This window comes from Pseudomonas sp. LAM2023 (genome assembly GCF_016620375.1).
Classification (GTDB): domain Bacteria; phylum Pseudomonadota; class Gammaproteobacteria; order Pseudomonadales; family Pseudomonadaceae; genus Aquipseudomonas; species Aquipseudomonas anuradhapurensis.
Genome location: NZ_JAENHV010000009.1, coordinates 625,604 through 639,487, shown reverse-complemented (window position 1 = coordinate 639,487; position 13,884 = coordinate 625,604). Strand labels below are relative to the sequence as shown.

The 13,884-nt window shown below is 62.9% G+C and carries 15 protein-coding genes and 1 pseudogene; 3 read left to right on the top strand and 13 right to left on the bottom strand.

Features of this window, described 5'->3' with window-relative positions; translation table 11 throughout:
• Nucleotides 1–35: 35 nt before the first annotated feature.
• The 10 genes and pseudogenes from JKP78_RS02950 to JKP78_RS25345 all read right to left on the bottom strand — a co-directional run.
• A complete protein-coding gene (locus JKP78_RS02950; protein WP_200626031.1) occupies nucleotides 36–1,316 on the bottom strand; it encodes a hypothetical protein in 1,281 nt (426 codons plus the stop codon).
• A 46-nt stretch (nucleotides 1,317–1,362) separates the two neighbouring features.
• A complete protein-coding gene (locus tag JKP78_RS02945; protein ID WP_200626030.1) occupies nucleotides 1,363–2,115 on the bottom strand; it encodes a hypothetical protein in 753 nt (250 codons plus the stop codon).
• A gap of 44 nt (nucleotides 2,116–2,159) precedes the next feature.
• Nucleotides 2,160–2,840 carry a C39 family peptidase gene (locus JKP78_RS02940; protein ID WP_186684895.1) on the bottom strand — a complete coding sequence of 227 codons (681 nt, stop codon included), beginning with the start codon at nucleotides 2,838–2,840 and terminating at the stop codon, nucleotides 2,160–2,162.
• Between the two features lie 62 nt (nucleotides 2,841–2,902).
• Nucleotides 2,903–4,354 carry a heme utilization protein gene (locus tag JKP78_RS02935; protein ID WP_186684897.1) on the bottom strand — a complete coding sequence of 484 codons (1,452 nt, stop codon included), beginning with the start codon at nucleotides 4,352–4,354 and terminating at the stop codon, nucleotides 2,903–2,905.
• A 49-nt stretch (nucleotides 4,355–4,403) separates the two neighbouring features.
• Nucleotides 4,404–4,982, bottom strand: a complete 579-nt coding sequence (locus JKP78_RS02930) for an adhesin (RefSeq protein WP_186684899.1) — start codon at nucleotides 4,980–4,982, stop codon at nucleotides 4,404–4,406.
• A gap of 1 nt (nucleotide 4,983) precedes the next feature.
• On the bottom strand, nucleotides 4,984–5,418 hold the full coding sequence (locus JKP78_RS02925; RefSeq protein WP_186684901.1) for a hypothetical protein: 435 nt from the start codon (nucleotides 5,416–5,418) through the stop codon (nucleotides 4,984–4,986).
• Nucleotides 5,419–5,719: 301 nt separating this feature from the next.
• Entirely contained in the window at nucleotides 5,720–6,289 is a 570-nt protein-coding gene (locus tag JKP78_RS02920; protein ID WP_186684903.1) for an AAA family ATPase, read from the bottom strand.
• Nucleotides 6,286–6,852 (bottom strand): nicotinamide riboside transporter PnuC, encoded by a 567-nt coding sequence (gene pnuC / locus JKP78_RS02915; RefSeq protein WP_200626029.1) that lies wholly within the window; start codon nucleotides 6,850–6,852, stop codon nucleotides 6,286–6,288. Before pnuC ends, JKP78_RS02920 begins: the two co-directional genes overlap by 4 nt.
• A gap of 113 nt (nucleotides 6,853–6,965) precedes the next feature.
• Nucleotides 6,966–7,700 carry a methyl-accepting chemotaxis protein gene (locus JKP78_RS25350; protein ID WP_420831055.1) on the bottom strand — a complete coding sequence of 245 codons (735 nt, stop codon included), beginning with the start codon at nucleotides 7,698–7,700 and terminating at the stop codon, nucleotides 6,966–6,968.
• A 138-nt stretch (nucleotides 7,701–7,838) separates the two neighbouring features.
• A pseudogene (locus JKP78_RS25345) lies at nucleotides 7,839–8,510 on the bottom strand (cache domain-containing protein); the annotation flags it as partial.
• Between the two features lie 387 nt (nucleotides 8,511–8,897).
• On the opposite strand from JKP78_RS25345, the gene JKP78_RS02905 reads away from it, so the two are divergent.
• Both JKP78_RS02905 and JKP78_RS02900 read left to right on the top strand, forming a co-directional pair.
• On the top strand, nucleotides 8,898–9,728 hold the full coding sequence (locus JKP78_RS02905) for an undecaprenyl-diphosphate phosphatase (protein ID WP_170029668.1): 831 nt from the start codon (nucleotides 8,898–8,900) through the stop codon (nucleotides 9,726–9,728).
• Entirely contained in the window at nucleotides 9,721–10,134 is a 414-nt protein-coding gene (locus tag JKP78_RS02900; protein WP_186684910.1) for a DUF1294 domain-containing protein, read from the top strand. The genes JKP78_RS02905 and JKP78_RS02900 overlap by 8 nt, the downstream gene beginning before the upstream one ends.
• A gap of 76 nt (nucleotides 10,135–10,210) precedes the next feature.
• Here JKP78_RS02900 and JKP78_RS02895 read toward each other — a convergent pair whose 3' ends face one another.
• Nucleotides 10,211–10,570 carry an MmcQ/YjbR family DNA-binding protein gene (locus JKP78_RS02895; RefSeq protein WP_200626028.1) on the bottom strand — a complete coding sequence of 120 codons (360 nt, stop codon included), beginning with the start codon at nucleotides 10,568–10,570 and terminating at the stop codon, nucleotides 10,211–10,213.
• Nucleotides 10,563–11,465, bottom strand: coding sequence for a LysR substrate-binding domain-containing protein (locus JKP78_RS02890; RefSeq protein WP_200626027.1), 903 nt, complete (start codon nucleotides 11,463–11,465; stop codon nucleotides 10,563–10,565). The genes JKP78_RS02895 and JKP78_RS02890 overlap by 8 nt, the downstream gene beginning before the upstream one ends.
• Nucleotides 11,466–11,598: 133 nt before the next feature.
• Between JKP78_RS02890 and JKP78_RS02885 the strand changes: the two genes are divergently transcribed.
• Nucleotides 11,599–12,210, top strand: a complete 612-nt coding sequence (locus JKP78_RS02885) for an FMN-dependent NADH-azoreductase (RefSeq protein WP_200626026.1) — start codon at nucleotides 11,599–11,601, stop codon at nucleotides 12,208–12,210.
• Nucleotides 12,211–12,376: 166 nt separating this feature from the next.
• Here JKP78_RS02885 and JKP78_RS02880 read toward each other — a convergent pair whose 3' ends face one another.
• Nucleotides 12,377–13,774: a purine-cytosine permease family protein gene (locus tag JKP78_RS02880; protein ID WP_200626025.1), complete on the bottom strand. Its 1,398-nt coding sequence runs from the start codon at nucleotides 13,772–13,774 to the stop codon at nucleotides 12,377–12,379.
• Between the last annotated feature and the right edge of the window lie 110 nt (nucleotides 13,775–13,884).

Here is a 13,884-nt window from a genome sequence, read left to right as displayed (position 1 = left end):
CGGGCCGCGCGCGCGGGCCCGGACCTTGGCAAGTATCAGAAGTAGTACGGGAATTTCAGGCTGAAGGAAAAGTCCGGCGCATCGTCGGTCAGACCAATGGACAGGTTGGGTACGATGGTCAGGTTGTCGGTGGCGGCGAAGGTCATGCCGATATTGAAGTTGGCCGCGTTGTAGTCGCTGTTGGAGATCGACTGCCAGTCGCCGCCATCCGGTTTGATCTTGCTTTTGCTGGCGAACTGGTCGGACACCGAGAACGACATGCTCATCTTCTCGTTCAGGGCAAAGGCAATACCGCCGCCGATCTGCCAGGAGTCGCCCAGCTTCACGTCACCCGGCACCTTGCTGTTGATCTGCGGGCTGATGTCGCTGAACGAGTCCTGCATGTTGTAGGTGTAGGACAGGCTGCCGAACAGTACGGCTGGGTCGAAGGTCTTGACCAGCGAGATGCCCGGGGTGATCGACCAGACGCCGTTGCCGGTCGGCAGGCTTTCCGGTACCGACAGGTTGTCGTTGCCGGGCACTTCACGCAGTTTGATGCCGTAGGGGTCCTTGCCGGTGGGGGCCTTGATGCGCAGGGTGGCCACGGCATCGGGCCAGGTCTCGTCTTCGTCGAGGAACTTGTAGGCGACGCCGACGTTGATGTCGCCGATTTCCGGGTCGCGGGTCACCGTTTCATCTGACGTGCTCGCCCCGGCGCCACCGGCACCACCGGAAGAATAGGTGGACTCGCGGTACACCACCGGGACATTGATATCAAACTGCCAACGCTGTGCCAGGTTGTAACGGGCGGTCATGTCCAGGGTCCAGTTATCCGCCTTGATCCGGTCAAGATTGATGCTGCCGAGGAAGATCGAGTCCAGCGCCAGGAAGCCGTTGAGCACCAGGGCGCGGGTATCGTAATGGGTATAGGTAATGCCGGTCTCGAAGCTGAATTTGCCGCCGCCGAAAAAGCCGCTGGCCTCGTCATACAGGTTGGACACGCTCTGCGCCGGCTCGGAGTCGGCTGTCAGCGCCTGGCCATAGGAGCTACCGGTAGTACCCGGCGCACCGGATGCGACGGTCTGCGCGCCCTTGACCCCTTCGGCGGGGGATTTGACCAGGCGTTTGGGCGGGGGTGTGGCAGGGGTTTCCTCGACCTGGCGCACGCGCTGCTCCAGCACCATCAGCGCCTGCTGCTGGGCTTCGTAGCGGCGTTTCAGTTCAGTCAGTTCCTGCTTGAGGGCCTCGACCTGCGGGTCGGTGGCTGCATGGAGCACTGTAACCGGGGCCAAGCTGGCCAAACACACAACAGCTTTCAGCGTTATCGATCGGTGCATGGAATTGCCGTCCCTACCGACTCATTTTTGTGAAACTGAGCGTAGATCAATATCCGAATGTGCGAAGACCTTTGAGCTGGTCGAGACTGCCATTCAGCGAAGCCGCTGTCGGCACGCTTTCGCGCATCACCACGTTGAGCGAGGTGATGTTATTGACGCGGTTGCCGCTGCCCAGCAGAGTGGCGTTCTGCATCAGGCCACCCTGGGCCAGGCGCTGCACGCTGCTGCCCTGGTTGTTGCTGGCATCGATATTGAGCTGCACACCGACACCGCTGGCGGATACGCTCAGCGCGCCTGCGCCGTTCGCGCCCGTCAGCGTCTGGCCGGCGGCCAGCGCCTGGCCCTGCGGCTGTGTGGTGGGAGCCTGGCTGGCCTTGGTCACGTTGATGTCGACGTTGTTGTAGGCGCTGTTGTTGTCGCCAGCTGCGCGGACCACCTGGGTCACGCCTTCAGTGGTGCCGAGCCCGGCGCCGCCGGTCACGCTACCGGTACCGGGTGCAGATGCGCCGGCTGATGCCGTGCCGGTGCCTTTCTCGTCAATCAGCGAGACATAGAATTGCGGCTTGATGGTCGACTGCTGTATCTGCAGGGTGCTGGTCGCGCCGATCACATCGCCTTTGGCATTCTGCCAGGTGCTGGACATGACGATGCCGAAACTGACGATTCGCCCCGGCATCACATAACGGCCACGCAAGCTCGCCAGTTCCTGGTCCTTCAGTTCGATGGGTCTGAAAGTCTCTGCCTGGATTGGCAGGCTGGCTGCCAGGCAGGCCATTGCGAGCCACAGTGGATGCTTCATGGGTACTCCCCGGAGCGTCATGCCCCTTATCGTTCGACGCGTCGTTAGAAGAAGTCGCTTTTGATGAAACCGAAATCCAGCAGCTCTGCGTCCTGCACCGGGGCGAAGTCGTTCACCCGACCCTTGGCGGTCAGTGGCAGGGGCGGGTCGAGCAAGACGTTGTGCTTGTCGTAGCCCTGGCCGATCACGGCGAAGATGATGCCGTTCCAGCCTTTGAGAAAATCGTCGATTTTATAGCGCTTGTGGCCCAGCACCGGGTCACCGATGTACACCCAGCCGCGGTCGACCTTCTGCATGACCACGAAGTGCTTGTAGCCGCGCACCTCCATCAGCACCACCACCGGGATGCGAACGCTGTGCAGGGTCTCGGGCGCCACCCGGTAGCCGCGGGCGCGCATGCCAAGGCTTTCCACGTAGCGTTTCATGTCCAGCATCGAGAAGCCTTGGGTGCGGACCAGGTCCTGGTCGGCGTGGGCCAGCATGCCTTCGATGATCTGTTGCTCGTTCACGTCCAGCCAGTAGGCCTGGCGCAGGATGGTGGCCAGTGCAGCGGCGCCGCAGCTGAAGTCGGTTTTCTGTTGCACCAGGTCGGCGAACTTGCGCTCGCGTACGCTCTGGATGGGTTTGAACACCACCGCGCCACCGGGCAGCACGGACAGTGGCATTTGCGCAGCCTCATTCACGCTGGCCAGGCACAGCAGACACGCCAAGGCGACAATACGCATGATCGGATGCCTTCCCTTTCTGTGGTGAAAAGGCCCCCCGCAGGGGGCCTCGAGCACAGCGATCAGAACGAGGTGTTGGAGATCGCCAGCGAGTTGCTTTGCTGGTTACCCACACCGGCTGCCACGTTCACGCCCAGGTTGCCGCTGCCACCATTCACCGAGCCGCTAAGGGTCGCAGTGTTGGTCACAGGGTTGGCCCAGCCGGTCGGGGTCAGCACTTGGAAGGACACGGTATTGCTCAAGTCGTAGGCGCTGCTTTCGCTGTAGCTCTTCGCCACGTCGTTCGAAGATTGCGACGATTTCTCGCCAGACTTTTCAAACGCCGATTCCGATGCATTGGCATAGGACGACTCGTGAGCTTTTTCATACGAGGAGTCGCGAGACTTGTCGTAGCTCGATTGGCGAGACTTGTCATACGACGAGTCGAATGCCTTCTCGAACGATGCGTCGTACGCGCTTTCCCGCGAACGGTCGACGTCGACATTGAGCGAGGCATTGAGCGAGCCATCGAAGCTGTCGGTGCGTGTGCGCTCGCGGCGGCCGTCATCGGTCGTCACGGTGCGGGTAGCGTCGGCAGCGGCAGCCAGGGAGGCACTCAGGCTGGAGCTGCTGGACGAACTGGCGTTGCCGGCCACCGAGCCACTGGCATTCCAGCTGTTGGAACCGCTGGCCGTGGCGCTGTGCGAGCCGCTGGCATTGCTGCTGCTCGACCCGCTGGAACTCCAGCCATTGGAGCCGCTGGAGCTGGCGCTTTGCGCGCCGGCCACGCTGAAGCTCGAGGACGAGCTGCGGTCGTCGGACGAGTTGAACGTGCCCTCACGCGAACTCGAACCGCTCTTGCTGGTGGTGATGGTCAGCGTATCCACGCGGTAGGTGCGGTCGGCACTATTGTTCACCACCAGGCCCGGGCCATTCTGCTCGGCCGAGGCGGTGGCCGTGGCATTGCCCAGCGGGGCACCGGTATTGGCGATGGCCATGGTGTTCTTCTGCTGGTTCAGGTCGCCGCCGGCGATGTTGACGCCGACGTTGCCCTCTGCACCATCGGCCGAGCCGGTCATGATTGCCGAGCTTTGCGTGGACCAGTTGTCGACGCGGTTGTTGTTGCTGAACTGGCGGACATCAGCGGTGGCTTCGGCGGTGCCGAACACGAAGCTGTTGTCCAGGCTGGACTCGGACGATGCGTTGGCAATGGCCGCGGCGTTGTCCTGCTGGTTGCCGTTGCCGGCCGCCACGTTGACACCCACGTTGCCGCTGGCACCGGCGGCCGAACTGCTCATCTCGGCCGCATTGACGGTACCTTGGTTGGTGATTTTGTTGCCTGTACTGCGCTGGCTGTCAATGGCGTTGGCCGTGGCAAACACAGGGATCCTGGTGGGAGGAGGCTTGTGGTGCCCGTTATTATGGTGACCATTGTGGTGCCCGCCACTCCGGTCGTTCTGATCAGCTTGTACAGCAACAGCCATGACCGCAGCAATTGCGAAAACCAGAGGCTTGATTGCCATCGAGGGTTTCATGGTGATTCTCCGTACGTTATTGGTTAAGTGTCGTTCTTGACTGAATGGGTCAATCCGCGACCCGGATGCTCAGGGTGTTGGCCATGCGGTTTCCCACCCCGGCACTCTGGTTCAACTGGATCACCCCACGGCTACCGGTGAAGGCCTGGTCACTGGTAGTGACCTGGCGATGGCCTGTTGGGGTGTCAATTGCACCGGAGTTGTTGAGCAGCGCCACGTTCTGCTGCAGGAGGACGCTGTCGTCGATGCTTTGCGGCTGGGCACCGATACTGATGCTCAGTGCGTTCGCTTGCTGGGTATTGGCGCCAGCGCTCTGGTTGACCCCGAGGGCGCCGCTGCCGTTGCTGAAGGCATTGCCCTGGATCTGCGCGCGGGCGTCCAGCGCAGGATTGGCCGGCGTCGCCAGGCGTTGCCGTATCTGCGTGCTGGCGTTCGCTGCAGGCCCGACGGCAATGGCCCGCGCATTCGCCTGCTGTTGCTGGTCACCTGCAGCCTGGTTGACCGAGAGGTTGCCTTGGTAGTGGCTGCCGGAACTGTCGATGTCGGCATTGTCGAGCACAGGGGCTGGCGATTGGGCGAGGGCCGAGGCACTGCACAGGGTGGCCAGGATCAGCAGCATGGGCTTCATCTCACTTGCTCCCGCCAGTCAGGATCTGCAGCGGGGCGAGGCCACGCTGCACGCTGGAATTGACCATGTTGGAGATGCCGTTGCCCGAGCCTGTGCCGCGTCCGCCGGAAAGGTTGGGCAGTTGTGTCTGCTGGCCGAGATTGCCGCCCAGGTTGTTGGTCTGCTGGGTGATCATGCTGCTGATCCCCGCGCCACTGCTGATGCTGGCGAAGTCGCCGTCACTCAGCTCGTTGGTTTGCCTGAGCACCTGGGCCGACGGGTTGGCATTGACGGTGGTGGGAGTCGGGTCGGGAATCAGCGGCGGGACCGTTGCGTTACGCGTCTGCACGTCGCGGGTGATGATGATGATGCCTTTGTCCGCCTGGGCAGTCAGGCTCAATGCAGCGAACAGGCAGAACAGCAACAGATGGTGAAAGCCTTTGTCAGTTTTCCTCACGACGGCAGCTCCTTTTTTTGAGCGCTGGTCCGGTTCAGCGATGCGAACGGGACAGCAGAAGGTGTGCCGCTTTTGAAAAAGCGTGGTGGATCAACTGGTTAGGGCAAGGGGATGACAAACTGCGGCGTATTCTGTCTCAGCCGTGAAACAGGCGCCGCGGGGTGTTACCGGTCAAGCCGGTGGCGGCTTCGACGGCAAGGGGATTTTTGCCGGGGTGTTTCAGCACGTTGACAGTGCCCGCGAAACAGGGCGAAGGCCCCGCTATTTCGGGGCTTTTGGTCCAACGAAGTGTGTCGAGGATTTAACACTCTGTGAAACTGGCTGGCGTATCGCTATCAATCAGCCTAGCGACTGTTTGCAGCGCCAGCAACTGGCGTTGTGGCCAATCGCCTGCAATTATTTCGTACGCCTGATCATGCCGTTGCAACCAGTGCAGGCTGTCGTCGAAGAAACGCTGGCGGTCGCTCAGTTCTGGCTGGCTGCGCTGGCCATCGGCAACCCAGTCCACCCCTTGCGGGCTAAGCAACAGGTGCAGGTGGTAATGCCGTGCCAGCAACGCCTGCTCCAACCAGGGCGGGCAGTCACCGAACAGCGCCTGGCTCCACAGCATGTTGCTCAACAGGTGGGTATCGAGGATCAGCAGTGGCGGTGCTTTTGCACGGGCACTGTCTTCCCAGGCCAGTTGGCCGTGCGCGATGGTGGGAATATCGGCATAGCAGGTGTCGCGGCATTCCTGGTCGATGAAGTGGCGCACGTATTCGGCCACCACCAAGCCGCCGAAACGCGCCTGGATCACCCCGCTGAGCCAGCTTTTGCCGCTGGATTCCGGGCCGCACAGCACCAGCACCTTCATTTCCTGCGGCGTGGTCATGCTTGTACCAGTGCCGGGTCGCGTTGCCATTCCAGCCAGCCGCGCACGGCGATCAGGGTGAGCACGGCGAAGAAGCCGGCGGTGAAGTACAGCTGCTGGTGCAGGTACTGGCCGACGTAGATGATGTCCACCACCACCCAAAGCGGCCAGCACTGCAGGCGTTTTTGCGCCATCCACAATTGCGCAACCAGGCTGAACCCGGTCAGGCTGGCGTCCAGCCAGGGCAGGGCGGCGTCGGTCCAGTTGGCCATGGCGGCGCCCAGCGTGGCGCTCAGCAGTACTCCGGCGGCCAGGCCGCTGAGCAGTGCAGGGCGCTGCAGGCGTGAAACCTGGCGGGCATCTTCAACATGGCCCGGACGTTTCCATTGCCACCAGCCGTACAGTTGCAGGATGGCGTAGGCCAGTTGCAGCAGCATGCCCGAATACAGTTTCACTTCGTAGAACAACCAGCCATAGATCAGCACCATGACCAGGCCGATCGGCCAGCACCAGGCGTTCTGCTTGACCGTGAGCCAGACAGCGATGACGCCGAGGACGGCGGCGATGAGTTCAAGGCCGGACATCGGCGATCCTTGGAAAGATTATCGGAGAGGGCGGCGATTGTAGCGGGTCGCCAGGACAAGGTGTAGGGCGTCGGCGAAGCGGGGGCTGCAAAGCAGCCCCGGCGTTCTCGACCTTAAACCCGGAATTGCCGCAACAGCTGCTCCAGCTCTTCGCTCAAACGCCCCAGCGCCACTCCGGCTTCACTGGACTGGCGCGCGGCATCGGCGGTCTGTTGCGACAAGCCGGCGGTATCCAGCACGTTGCGGTTGATCTCCTCGACTACATGCGACTGCTGCAAGGTGGCGCTGGCAATCGAGGCGTTCAAGGCGGTGAGGTTGTTCAGTGCCTGGTTGATGGCGTCCAGGCTGGCACCGGCTTCACGGGCTTGTTCGACCGTCTGGCGCGAGGCTTCGCTGCTGGTGTCGATGGCCTTGACTGCCGCGTCCGACTGGCTTTGCAGGTGCTCGATCATGGTGTGGATCTCGGCCGTCGACTGCGCCGTGCGCTGGGCCAGCAGGCGTACCTCGTCGGCGACCACGGCAAAGCCACGGCCTTGCTCGCCGGCCCGTGCCGCCTCGATGGCCGCGTTCAGCGCCAACAGGTTGGTCTGTTCGGCGATGGAGCGGATAACGTCCAGCACGCCACCGATGCGGGTGCTGTGCCCGGCCAGCTCACGGATCACCTGCACGGCCTGGTCAATGGTCAGCGACAGCTGGTCGATCTGCGCCAGGCTGCCGTGGATGGCCTGCTGGCCGTGCGCCACCTGCTGCTGCGCTGTACGCATTTCCCCGGCGGCCTGCTCAGCGGTCTTGGCCACGTCCTGCACGGCGTAGGTGACCTCGTTGACGGCGGTCGCCACTTGGTCCATCTGCAGCGATTGCTGGGCGCTGTGCTGCTGCGCGGCGCCGGCATTGTCACCCACATGCCCGGCCGACTGGGCCAAAGCATGGGCTGCCCCCTGCAACTGGCCGACCACACCTTGCAGCTTGCCGTTGAAGCGGTTGAAGTGCTCGCCCAGGTGGGTGATTTCGTCGCGGCCGTGGGTGTCCAGGCGCCGGGTCAGGTCGCTTTCGCCGCTGGCGATGTTGCCCATGGCCTGCACCGCTTCCTGCAGCGGGCGCGCGATGCTGCGGGCAATCAGCATCACCACCAGCGCCATCAGCACGGCAATGGCCAGGCCGACCAGCGAGGCGTCGCGCAACTGGCGGTTGAACTCGGCCTGCACGTCATCGACGTAGACGCCCGAGCCAATGATCCAGCCCCACGGCTTGAACAGCTGGATATACGACGTCTTGGCCACCGGCTCGCTGGCACCGGGCTTGGGCCAGCGGTAGTTGACCGGCCCGGCATCCTGTTTGCGGGCCAGTGCGACCATCTCGTTGAACAAGGCAAAGCCGTCGGGGTCACGGATGCCCGACAGGTCCTGGCCGTCGAGCTTGGGGTTGGCCGGATGCATGATCATCTTCGGCCCCAGGTCGTTGATCCAGAAGTAGTCGTCATGGTCGTAGCGCAGCGCGCGCACCACTTGCAATGCCTGTTGCTGGGCCGCCTCGCGGCTGAGCGTGCCGGCTGCCTCCAGGCCTTGGTAATAGGCCAGTACACCGGCGGCAGTCTGCACCACGTGGCGGGTCTTTTCCGCTTTGGCCTGGTACAGGTCGCCATGGATCTGGCGCAGCATCAGCAGGCCCAGCACCAGCAGCATGGCCACCGCGACCAGCAGGATCAGCCACAGGCGGCGGCTGATAGACATCGATCTCAGGGTTTTCATCCACAGCTCCCGCATTGTTCTTGTTATTCAGGTGCATCCAAGCATGCTTTACGCCATGGCCGTACTCGACTAATGGCTAAGTGCTATGCGACTGATAGTCTGCAGCGGTCGTACAAGGCGATTGCAAAGGCGCTCTGCTAGGATGTCGGCCGCGCAAGATGAAACCTTTAGGCGGGGCGAACTTTTCTGCTGGCATTGCGCCCAACAGACGCTGTAAAACAGCCGGGCCGCGCGCGGCAATTTCAAGCAAATCAAGAACAAGGGGCCTGCAACGAGCAGCGCCTCAGCGGGGGAATGATGGATTTTTGGACTGCCTTTCAGGCAATCATCTTGGGTGTGGTCGAAGGGCTGACGGAGTTTCTGCCGATATCCAGTACCGGCCACCAGATCATCGTCGCCGACCTGATCGGGTTTGCTGGCGAACGGGCCATGGCTTTCAACATCATCATTCAGCTGGCGGCGATCCTGGCGGTGGTGTGGGAGTTTCGTAGCAAGATCCTCGACGTGGTCTTCGGCCTGGCCAGCCAGCCGACGGCGCGGCGTTTCACCGGCAACCTGTTGCTGGCGTTCCTGCCGGCGGTGGTACTGGGCGTGCTGTTCGCCGACCTGATCCATGCCTACCTGTTCAACCCGATTACCGTGGCAGCGGCACTGGTGGTGGGTGGGGTGATCATGCTCTGGGCCGAGCGTCGCGAGCATCGCGTGGAGGTCGACCATGTAGACGACATGCGCTGGAGCCATGCCTTGAAGATCGGCTTCATCCAGTGCCTGGCGATGATCCCGGGCACTTCGCGCTCCGGCTCGACCATTATCGGTGGGCTGCTGTTCGGCCTGTCGCGCAAGGCAGCGACCGAGTTCTCGTTTTTCCTGGCGATGCCGACCATGGTGGGCGCAGCGGTGTATTCGGGCTACAAGTACCGCGATCTGTTCCAGCCCGGCGACCTGCCGGTGTTTGCCCTTGGCTTCGTGACCTCGTTCATTTTTGCCATGATCGCCGTGCGCGCGCTGCTGAAGTTCATTGCCAACCACAGCTACGCGGCATTTGCCTGGTATCGCATCGCCTTCGGCCTGCTGATCCTGGCGACCTGGCAGTTCGGTTGGGTTGACTGGGCCACCGCACATGGCTGAGGCGGCCAGGGGTGTACGCCTGGAAGGCGTACGCAACGCGCGCCTGAAGCTGCTGTTGTTGGGCCTGCTGTGCCTGCTGCCGGGCCTCGGCGCGGCGCGCATGGCCTGGGTCGACCAGGCCTGGTGGCCACTGGCGTTGTACCCGGCGATGAGCCTGATCAGCCTGCTGCTGTACTGGCAGGACAAGCAACAGGCCCGCACCCAGGCCTGGCGTACGCCAGAAAAGGTGCTGCATGCCAGTGAGCTGCTGGGTGGCTGGCCGGGGGCACTGCTGGCGCAACAGCTGTTCCGCCACAAGACCCGCAAGGTCTCGTATCAGCTGGTGTGCTGGGGGATCGTGCTGCTGCACCAGGTGTTCTGGGCGGACTGGCTGTTGCTTGGCGGGCGTTATCTGGCCGTTGGCTGATACGCCGCTGTGCCAGCCCTCTTCGCGGTAACCCTGCTCTTACAGGTGAAGCCGCGAAGAGGCCAGCAGAGATAGATCAAAGCAGTAGCCCTGCCTGCAGTCGTTTGGGCAAGCGCTGGACCACCAGCTGGTGCGAGCGCCGCAGCAAATCACACAGCTCGTCGCGCCCCATCGGATAGGGCGGCGCCATGCTGATCCACCGCGCCCGCGCCAGATACGGCGCAGGCCGCACCCCCGGGCGATCGCAATAGCCGAGAAACAGCTCGTCGGCGACCTTGAACGACAAGCCAGCGCCCGCCAGGTCGAGCACCGCGAACATCTTGTTGCCCGCCACCGAGAACACCCGGATGCCACCCCATTTGTAGTCTTCCCGCGCCCCGGGCAGGCTCAGGCAGTACGCCGCCACCTCGGTTTCGCTCATGTGCCGTTCAGACATACTGTTCTCCACAGGCCTCGAACGAGGCGGCCAGGTGGTCGATCCACACCCGTACCGCAGGCAGCACGCCACGCCGGTGCGGATATACCGCCTGCAGGTAGCCACCCGGTAACGACCAGTCCGGCAGCAGGCGCACCAGTTCGCCGCGTGCCAGTTCTTCCTCGCAGAACATGCTGGGCAGCGCGGTGAACCCGAGGCCTGCCCGTACAGCAGCATTACGTACTACGAAATCATCGATCGCCAGGCGTGGTTCCAAGGCGATTTCCTGCTGTTTGCCGTGAGGGCCGAACAGCCGGAAGTGTACCAGCCGGTCCGCTTCGGCAGCGCCCAGTACGGGTAACGACGCCAGTTCGGCGGGGTCGCGAATGTGGTCGGCGAAACCGGGCGCGGCAACCAGTTGCATCTGCGCCTGGCGCAGGCGCCGGGTAACCAGGGCCGGGTCTTCATCGCCCAGGTCGCGCACCCGCAGCGCCACGTCGATGCCTTCCGAAATCAGGTCGACCCGGCGGTTGAGCAGCACCATGTCCAGCTGCACCAGCGGGTATTGCTCAAGAAAGCGGCTGATCACCTCAGGCAGAAAGGCATGGGCCAACGCCACCGGGCAGGACACCCGCAAGCGCCCACGCGGTTCGCTGCTCATGCTGGCCACCGCTTCGTCGGCGGCTTCGGCCTCAAGCAGCATGGCCTGGCAGTGGTGCAGGTAGCGCTCGCCAACGGCGGTGAGCTTCAGTTGCCGCGTGGTGCGCTGCAGCAGGCGAGTGCCCAGGCGTTCTTCCAGCTCGGCAATGCGCCGCGACAGCCGCGACTTGGGGATGCCCAGTTGGCGACCGGCTGCGGCGAAACCGCCGGCCTCGACTACGCGGGCAAAATAGAAAAGGTCGTTGAGGTCTTGCATGGGTATGTCTCACTGTTCCATCTGTGGGACAAACTAACGCATTTTTGCTGACTTATCAGCCATTGGCTCCCTCGGTAGGATTCTCTCCATCGTGATCGCCCACTGTCGCGGTCGTCATTCACAGGAGAGTCCCATGAAACTGTTGCACATCGATTCGAGCATCCTGGGCGACAATTCCGCCTCCCGCCAACTGAGCCGCGAAGTGGTCGAAGCCTGGAAAGCTGCCGACCCGAGCGTGGAGGTGGTGTACCGCGACCTGGCCGCCGACGCCATCGCCCACTTCTCTGCAGCCACCCTGGTAGCGGCGGGCACCCCGGAAGACGTGCGCGATGCAGCCCAGGCCTTCGAGGCCAAGCTCAGCGCAGAAACCCTGGAAGAGTTCCTGGCGGCGGATGCCGTGGTGATCGGCGCGCCGATGTACAACTTCACCGTGCCGACCCAGCTCAAGGCCTGGATCGACCGCGTTGCCGTCGCCGGCAAGACCTTCCGCTACACCGAAGCCGGCCCGGAAGGCCTGTGCGGCAACAAGAAAGTCGTGCTGGTGTCCACCGCCGGTGGCCTGCACGCTGGCCAGCCGAGCGGTGCCGGGCATGAGGACTTCCTCAAGGTGTTCCTGGGCTTCATCGGCATCACCGACCTGGAAATCGTCCGCGCCCATGGCCTGGCCTACGGCCCTGAGCAGCGCAGCCAGGCGATCGACGCTGCCCAGGCGCAAATTGCCAACGAACTGTTTGCGGCTGCCTGAGTCAGGTACCAAACGCTGACGCTGTAACAGCGGCCTTGTGTCGCGAAAGAGCCGCAAGGCGACCCCGGAGGTCTCGGCGATAACGCTGAAACTGGGGCCGTCTTGCGGCTCTTCGCTGCATAACCGCGTCGGCCTGTCGGTTGATACAGGCGCGTTTCTGCGCGGCTCAGTGACTCTCAGGCACGATCATCGACACGGGCGCGTGGTGGGCCCGCTGGCGTGCCGCCAGGTAGTACAGCACGCTCGGTACTACCAGGCCGATCAGCCACGATACATCCACACCGCCCAGGTGCTCGACCATCGGCCCCGTGTACAGCTTGGTGTCGATGAACGGCATCTGGACCAGCACGCCGACGCTGTAGACGATGATCCCCGGCCAGTTCCAGCGGCCATAGCGGCCCTGTGGGTCGGCGAGGGCAGGGATGTCGTAACGTTCCTTGGTGATGAAGTAGTAGTCGACCAGGTTGACCGCGCTCCACGGCACGAAGAACGTCAGCAGGAACAGGATGAACGACTTGAACGCGCTGAGAAACGAATGCTGGCCAAGCAGGGCCACCAGGGTCGCGGCGCCGACGATTGCCAGGACGAACAGCAGGCGCTGTAGCCGACTGATCGCCAGGTGGCCGCGAAAGCCACTGATGATGGTGGCAATGCACATGAAGCTGCCATAGGAATTCAGCGTCGAGATGGTCACCTTGCCGAAGGCGATGCAGAAATACAGCAGCGCTGCGCTGCTGCCGGCACCGCCCAGGCCAACGATGTATGCCACTTCATGGCCGGCGAACTGGCCACCGGCGATAGCCACGGCAAATACCCCGAGCACCATTGATGCTTGCGCGCCGATCACCGAGCCCAACCCGGCAGCGAGGAAAGTCTTGCCTGGCGAGGTGCTGCTTGGCAGGTAGCGCGAATAGTCGGCGACATAAGGGCCGAAGGCGATCTGCCAGGACGCCGCAAGTGACACCGCGAGCATGAACGATGCCCAGCTGAAGTGGCGGTTGTCCAGTAGTTGCCCGATGTCGGCCAGCATCAGGATGCGGCTGAACAGGTAGACGAAGGCAATGATCCCCAGCACGCTGGCGACTCGCCCGATCCAGTGGATCACCCGGTAGCCGGCCAAGGTGGCGAGAACGATGACGCTGGCGAAAATCAGGATGCCGGCGCTGTCGCTGACGTCCAACAGTTGGCCGATTGCCTGCCCGGAGAGTACCGTGCCGGTAGCGGTAAAGCCCAGGTACATCAGGCACACCAGCACCATCGGTATGGCTGCGCCATAGACCCCGAACTGCACGCGGCTGGAAATCATCTGCGGCAGCCCGAGGCGTGGGCCCTGGGCTGCATGCAGGGCCATTACCGCGCCACCGATCAATTGGCCGAGCAACAGGCCAATCAATGACCAGAACACATCGCCACCGAGCACCACGGCCAGCGCGCCGGTCACGATCGCAGTGATCTGCAGGTTGGCGCCGAGCCACAGGGTGAACTGGCTGTACACGCGCCCATGGCGTTCAGTTTCGGGGATGTAGTCGATCGAGCGCCGCTCGAATACGGGTTTGCTGGTCATTCGGTGGCTCCGCTTCATTGTATTTGTGTAAGCGAGTCAGTCATCGATGGGGCACGGGGCGGATGACGTTGGCGTCATGTGAGCATGTATATACAAGCAGGGTCAAGCGA

What these genes read in the sequence shown, in the direction of transcription:
- JKP78_RS02950 (WP_200626031.1), bottom strand. Translation starts at nt 1,316, where the DNA reads ATGCACCGATCGATAACGCTGAAAGCTGTTGTGTGTTTGGCCAGCTTG.
- JKP78_RS02945 (WP_200626030.1), bottom strand. Translation starts at nt 2,115, where the DNA reads ATGAAGCATCCACTGTGGCTCGCAATGGCCTGCCTGGCAGCCAGCCTG.
- JKP78_RS02940 (WP_186684895.1), bottom strand. Translation starts at nt 2,840, where the DNA reads ATGCGTATTGTCGCCTTGGCGTGTCTGCTGTGCCTGGCCAGCGTGAAT.
- JKP78_RS02935 (WP_186684897.1), bottom strand. Translation starts at nt 4,354, where the DNA reads ATGAAACCCTCGATGGCAATCAAGCCTCTGGTTTTCGCAATTGCTGCG.
- JKP78_RS02930 (WP_186684899.1), bottom strand. Translation starts at nt 4,982, where the DNA reads ATGAAGCCCATGCTGCTGATCCTGGCCACCCTGTGCAGTGCCTCGGCC.
- JKP78_RS02920 (WP_186684903.1), bottom strand. Translation starts at nt 6,289, where the DNA reads ATGACCACGCCGCAGGAAATGAAGGTGCTGGTGCTGTGCGGCCCGGAA.
- pnuC (WP_200626029.1), bottom strand. Translation starts at nt 6,852, where the DNA reads ATGTCCGGCCTTGAACTCATCGCCGCCGTCCTCGGCGTCATCGCTGTC.
- JKP78_RS25350 (WP_420831055.1), bottom strand. Translation starts at nt 7,700, where the DNA reads ATGGACCAAGTGGCGACCGCCGTCAACGAGGTCACCTACGCCGTGCAG.
- JKP78_RS02905 (WP_170029668.1), top strand. Translation starts at nt 8,898, where the DNA reads ATGGATTTTTGGACTGCCTTTCAGGCAATCATCTTGGGTGTGGTCGAA.
- JKP78_RS02900 (WP_186684910.1), top strand. Translation starts at nt 9,721, where the DNA reads ATGGCTGAGGCGGCCAGGGGTGTACGCCTGGAAGGCGTACGCAACGCG.
- JKP78_RS02895 (WP_200626028.1), bottom strand. Translation starts at nt 10,570, where the DNA reads ATGTCTGAACGGCACATGAGCGAAACCGAGGTGGCGGCGTACTGCCTG.
- JKP78_RS02890 (WP_200626027.1), bottom strand. Translation starts at nt 11,465, where the DNA reads ATGCAAGACCTCAACGACCTTTTCTATTTTGCCCGCGTAGTCGAGGCC.
- JKP78_RS02885 (WP_200626026.1), top strand. Translation starts at nt 11,599, where the DNA reads ATGAAACTGTTGCACATCGATTCGAGCATCCTGGGCGACAATTCCGCC.
- JKP78_RS02880 (WP_200626025.1), bottom strand. Translation starts at nt 13,774, where the DNA reads ATGACCAGCAAACCCGTATTCGAGCGGCGCTCGATCGACTACATCCCC.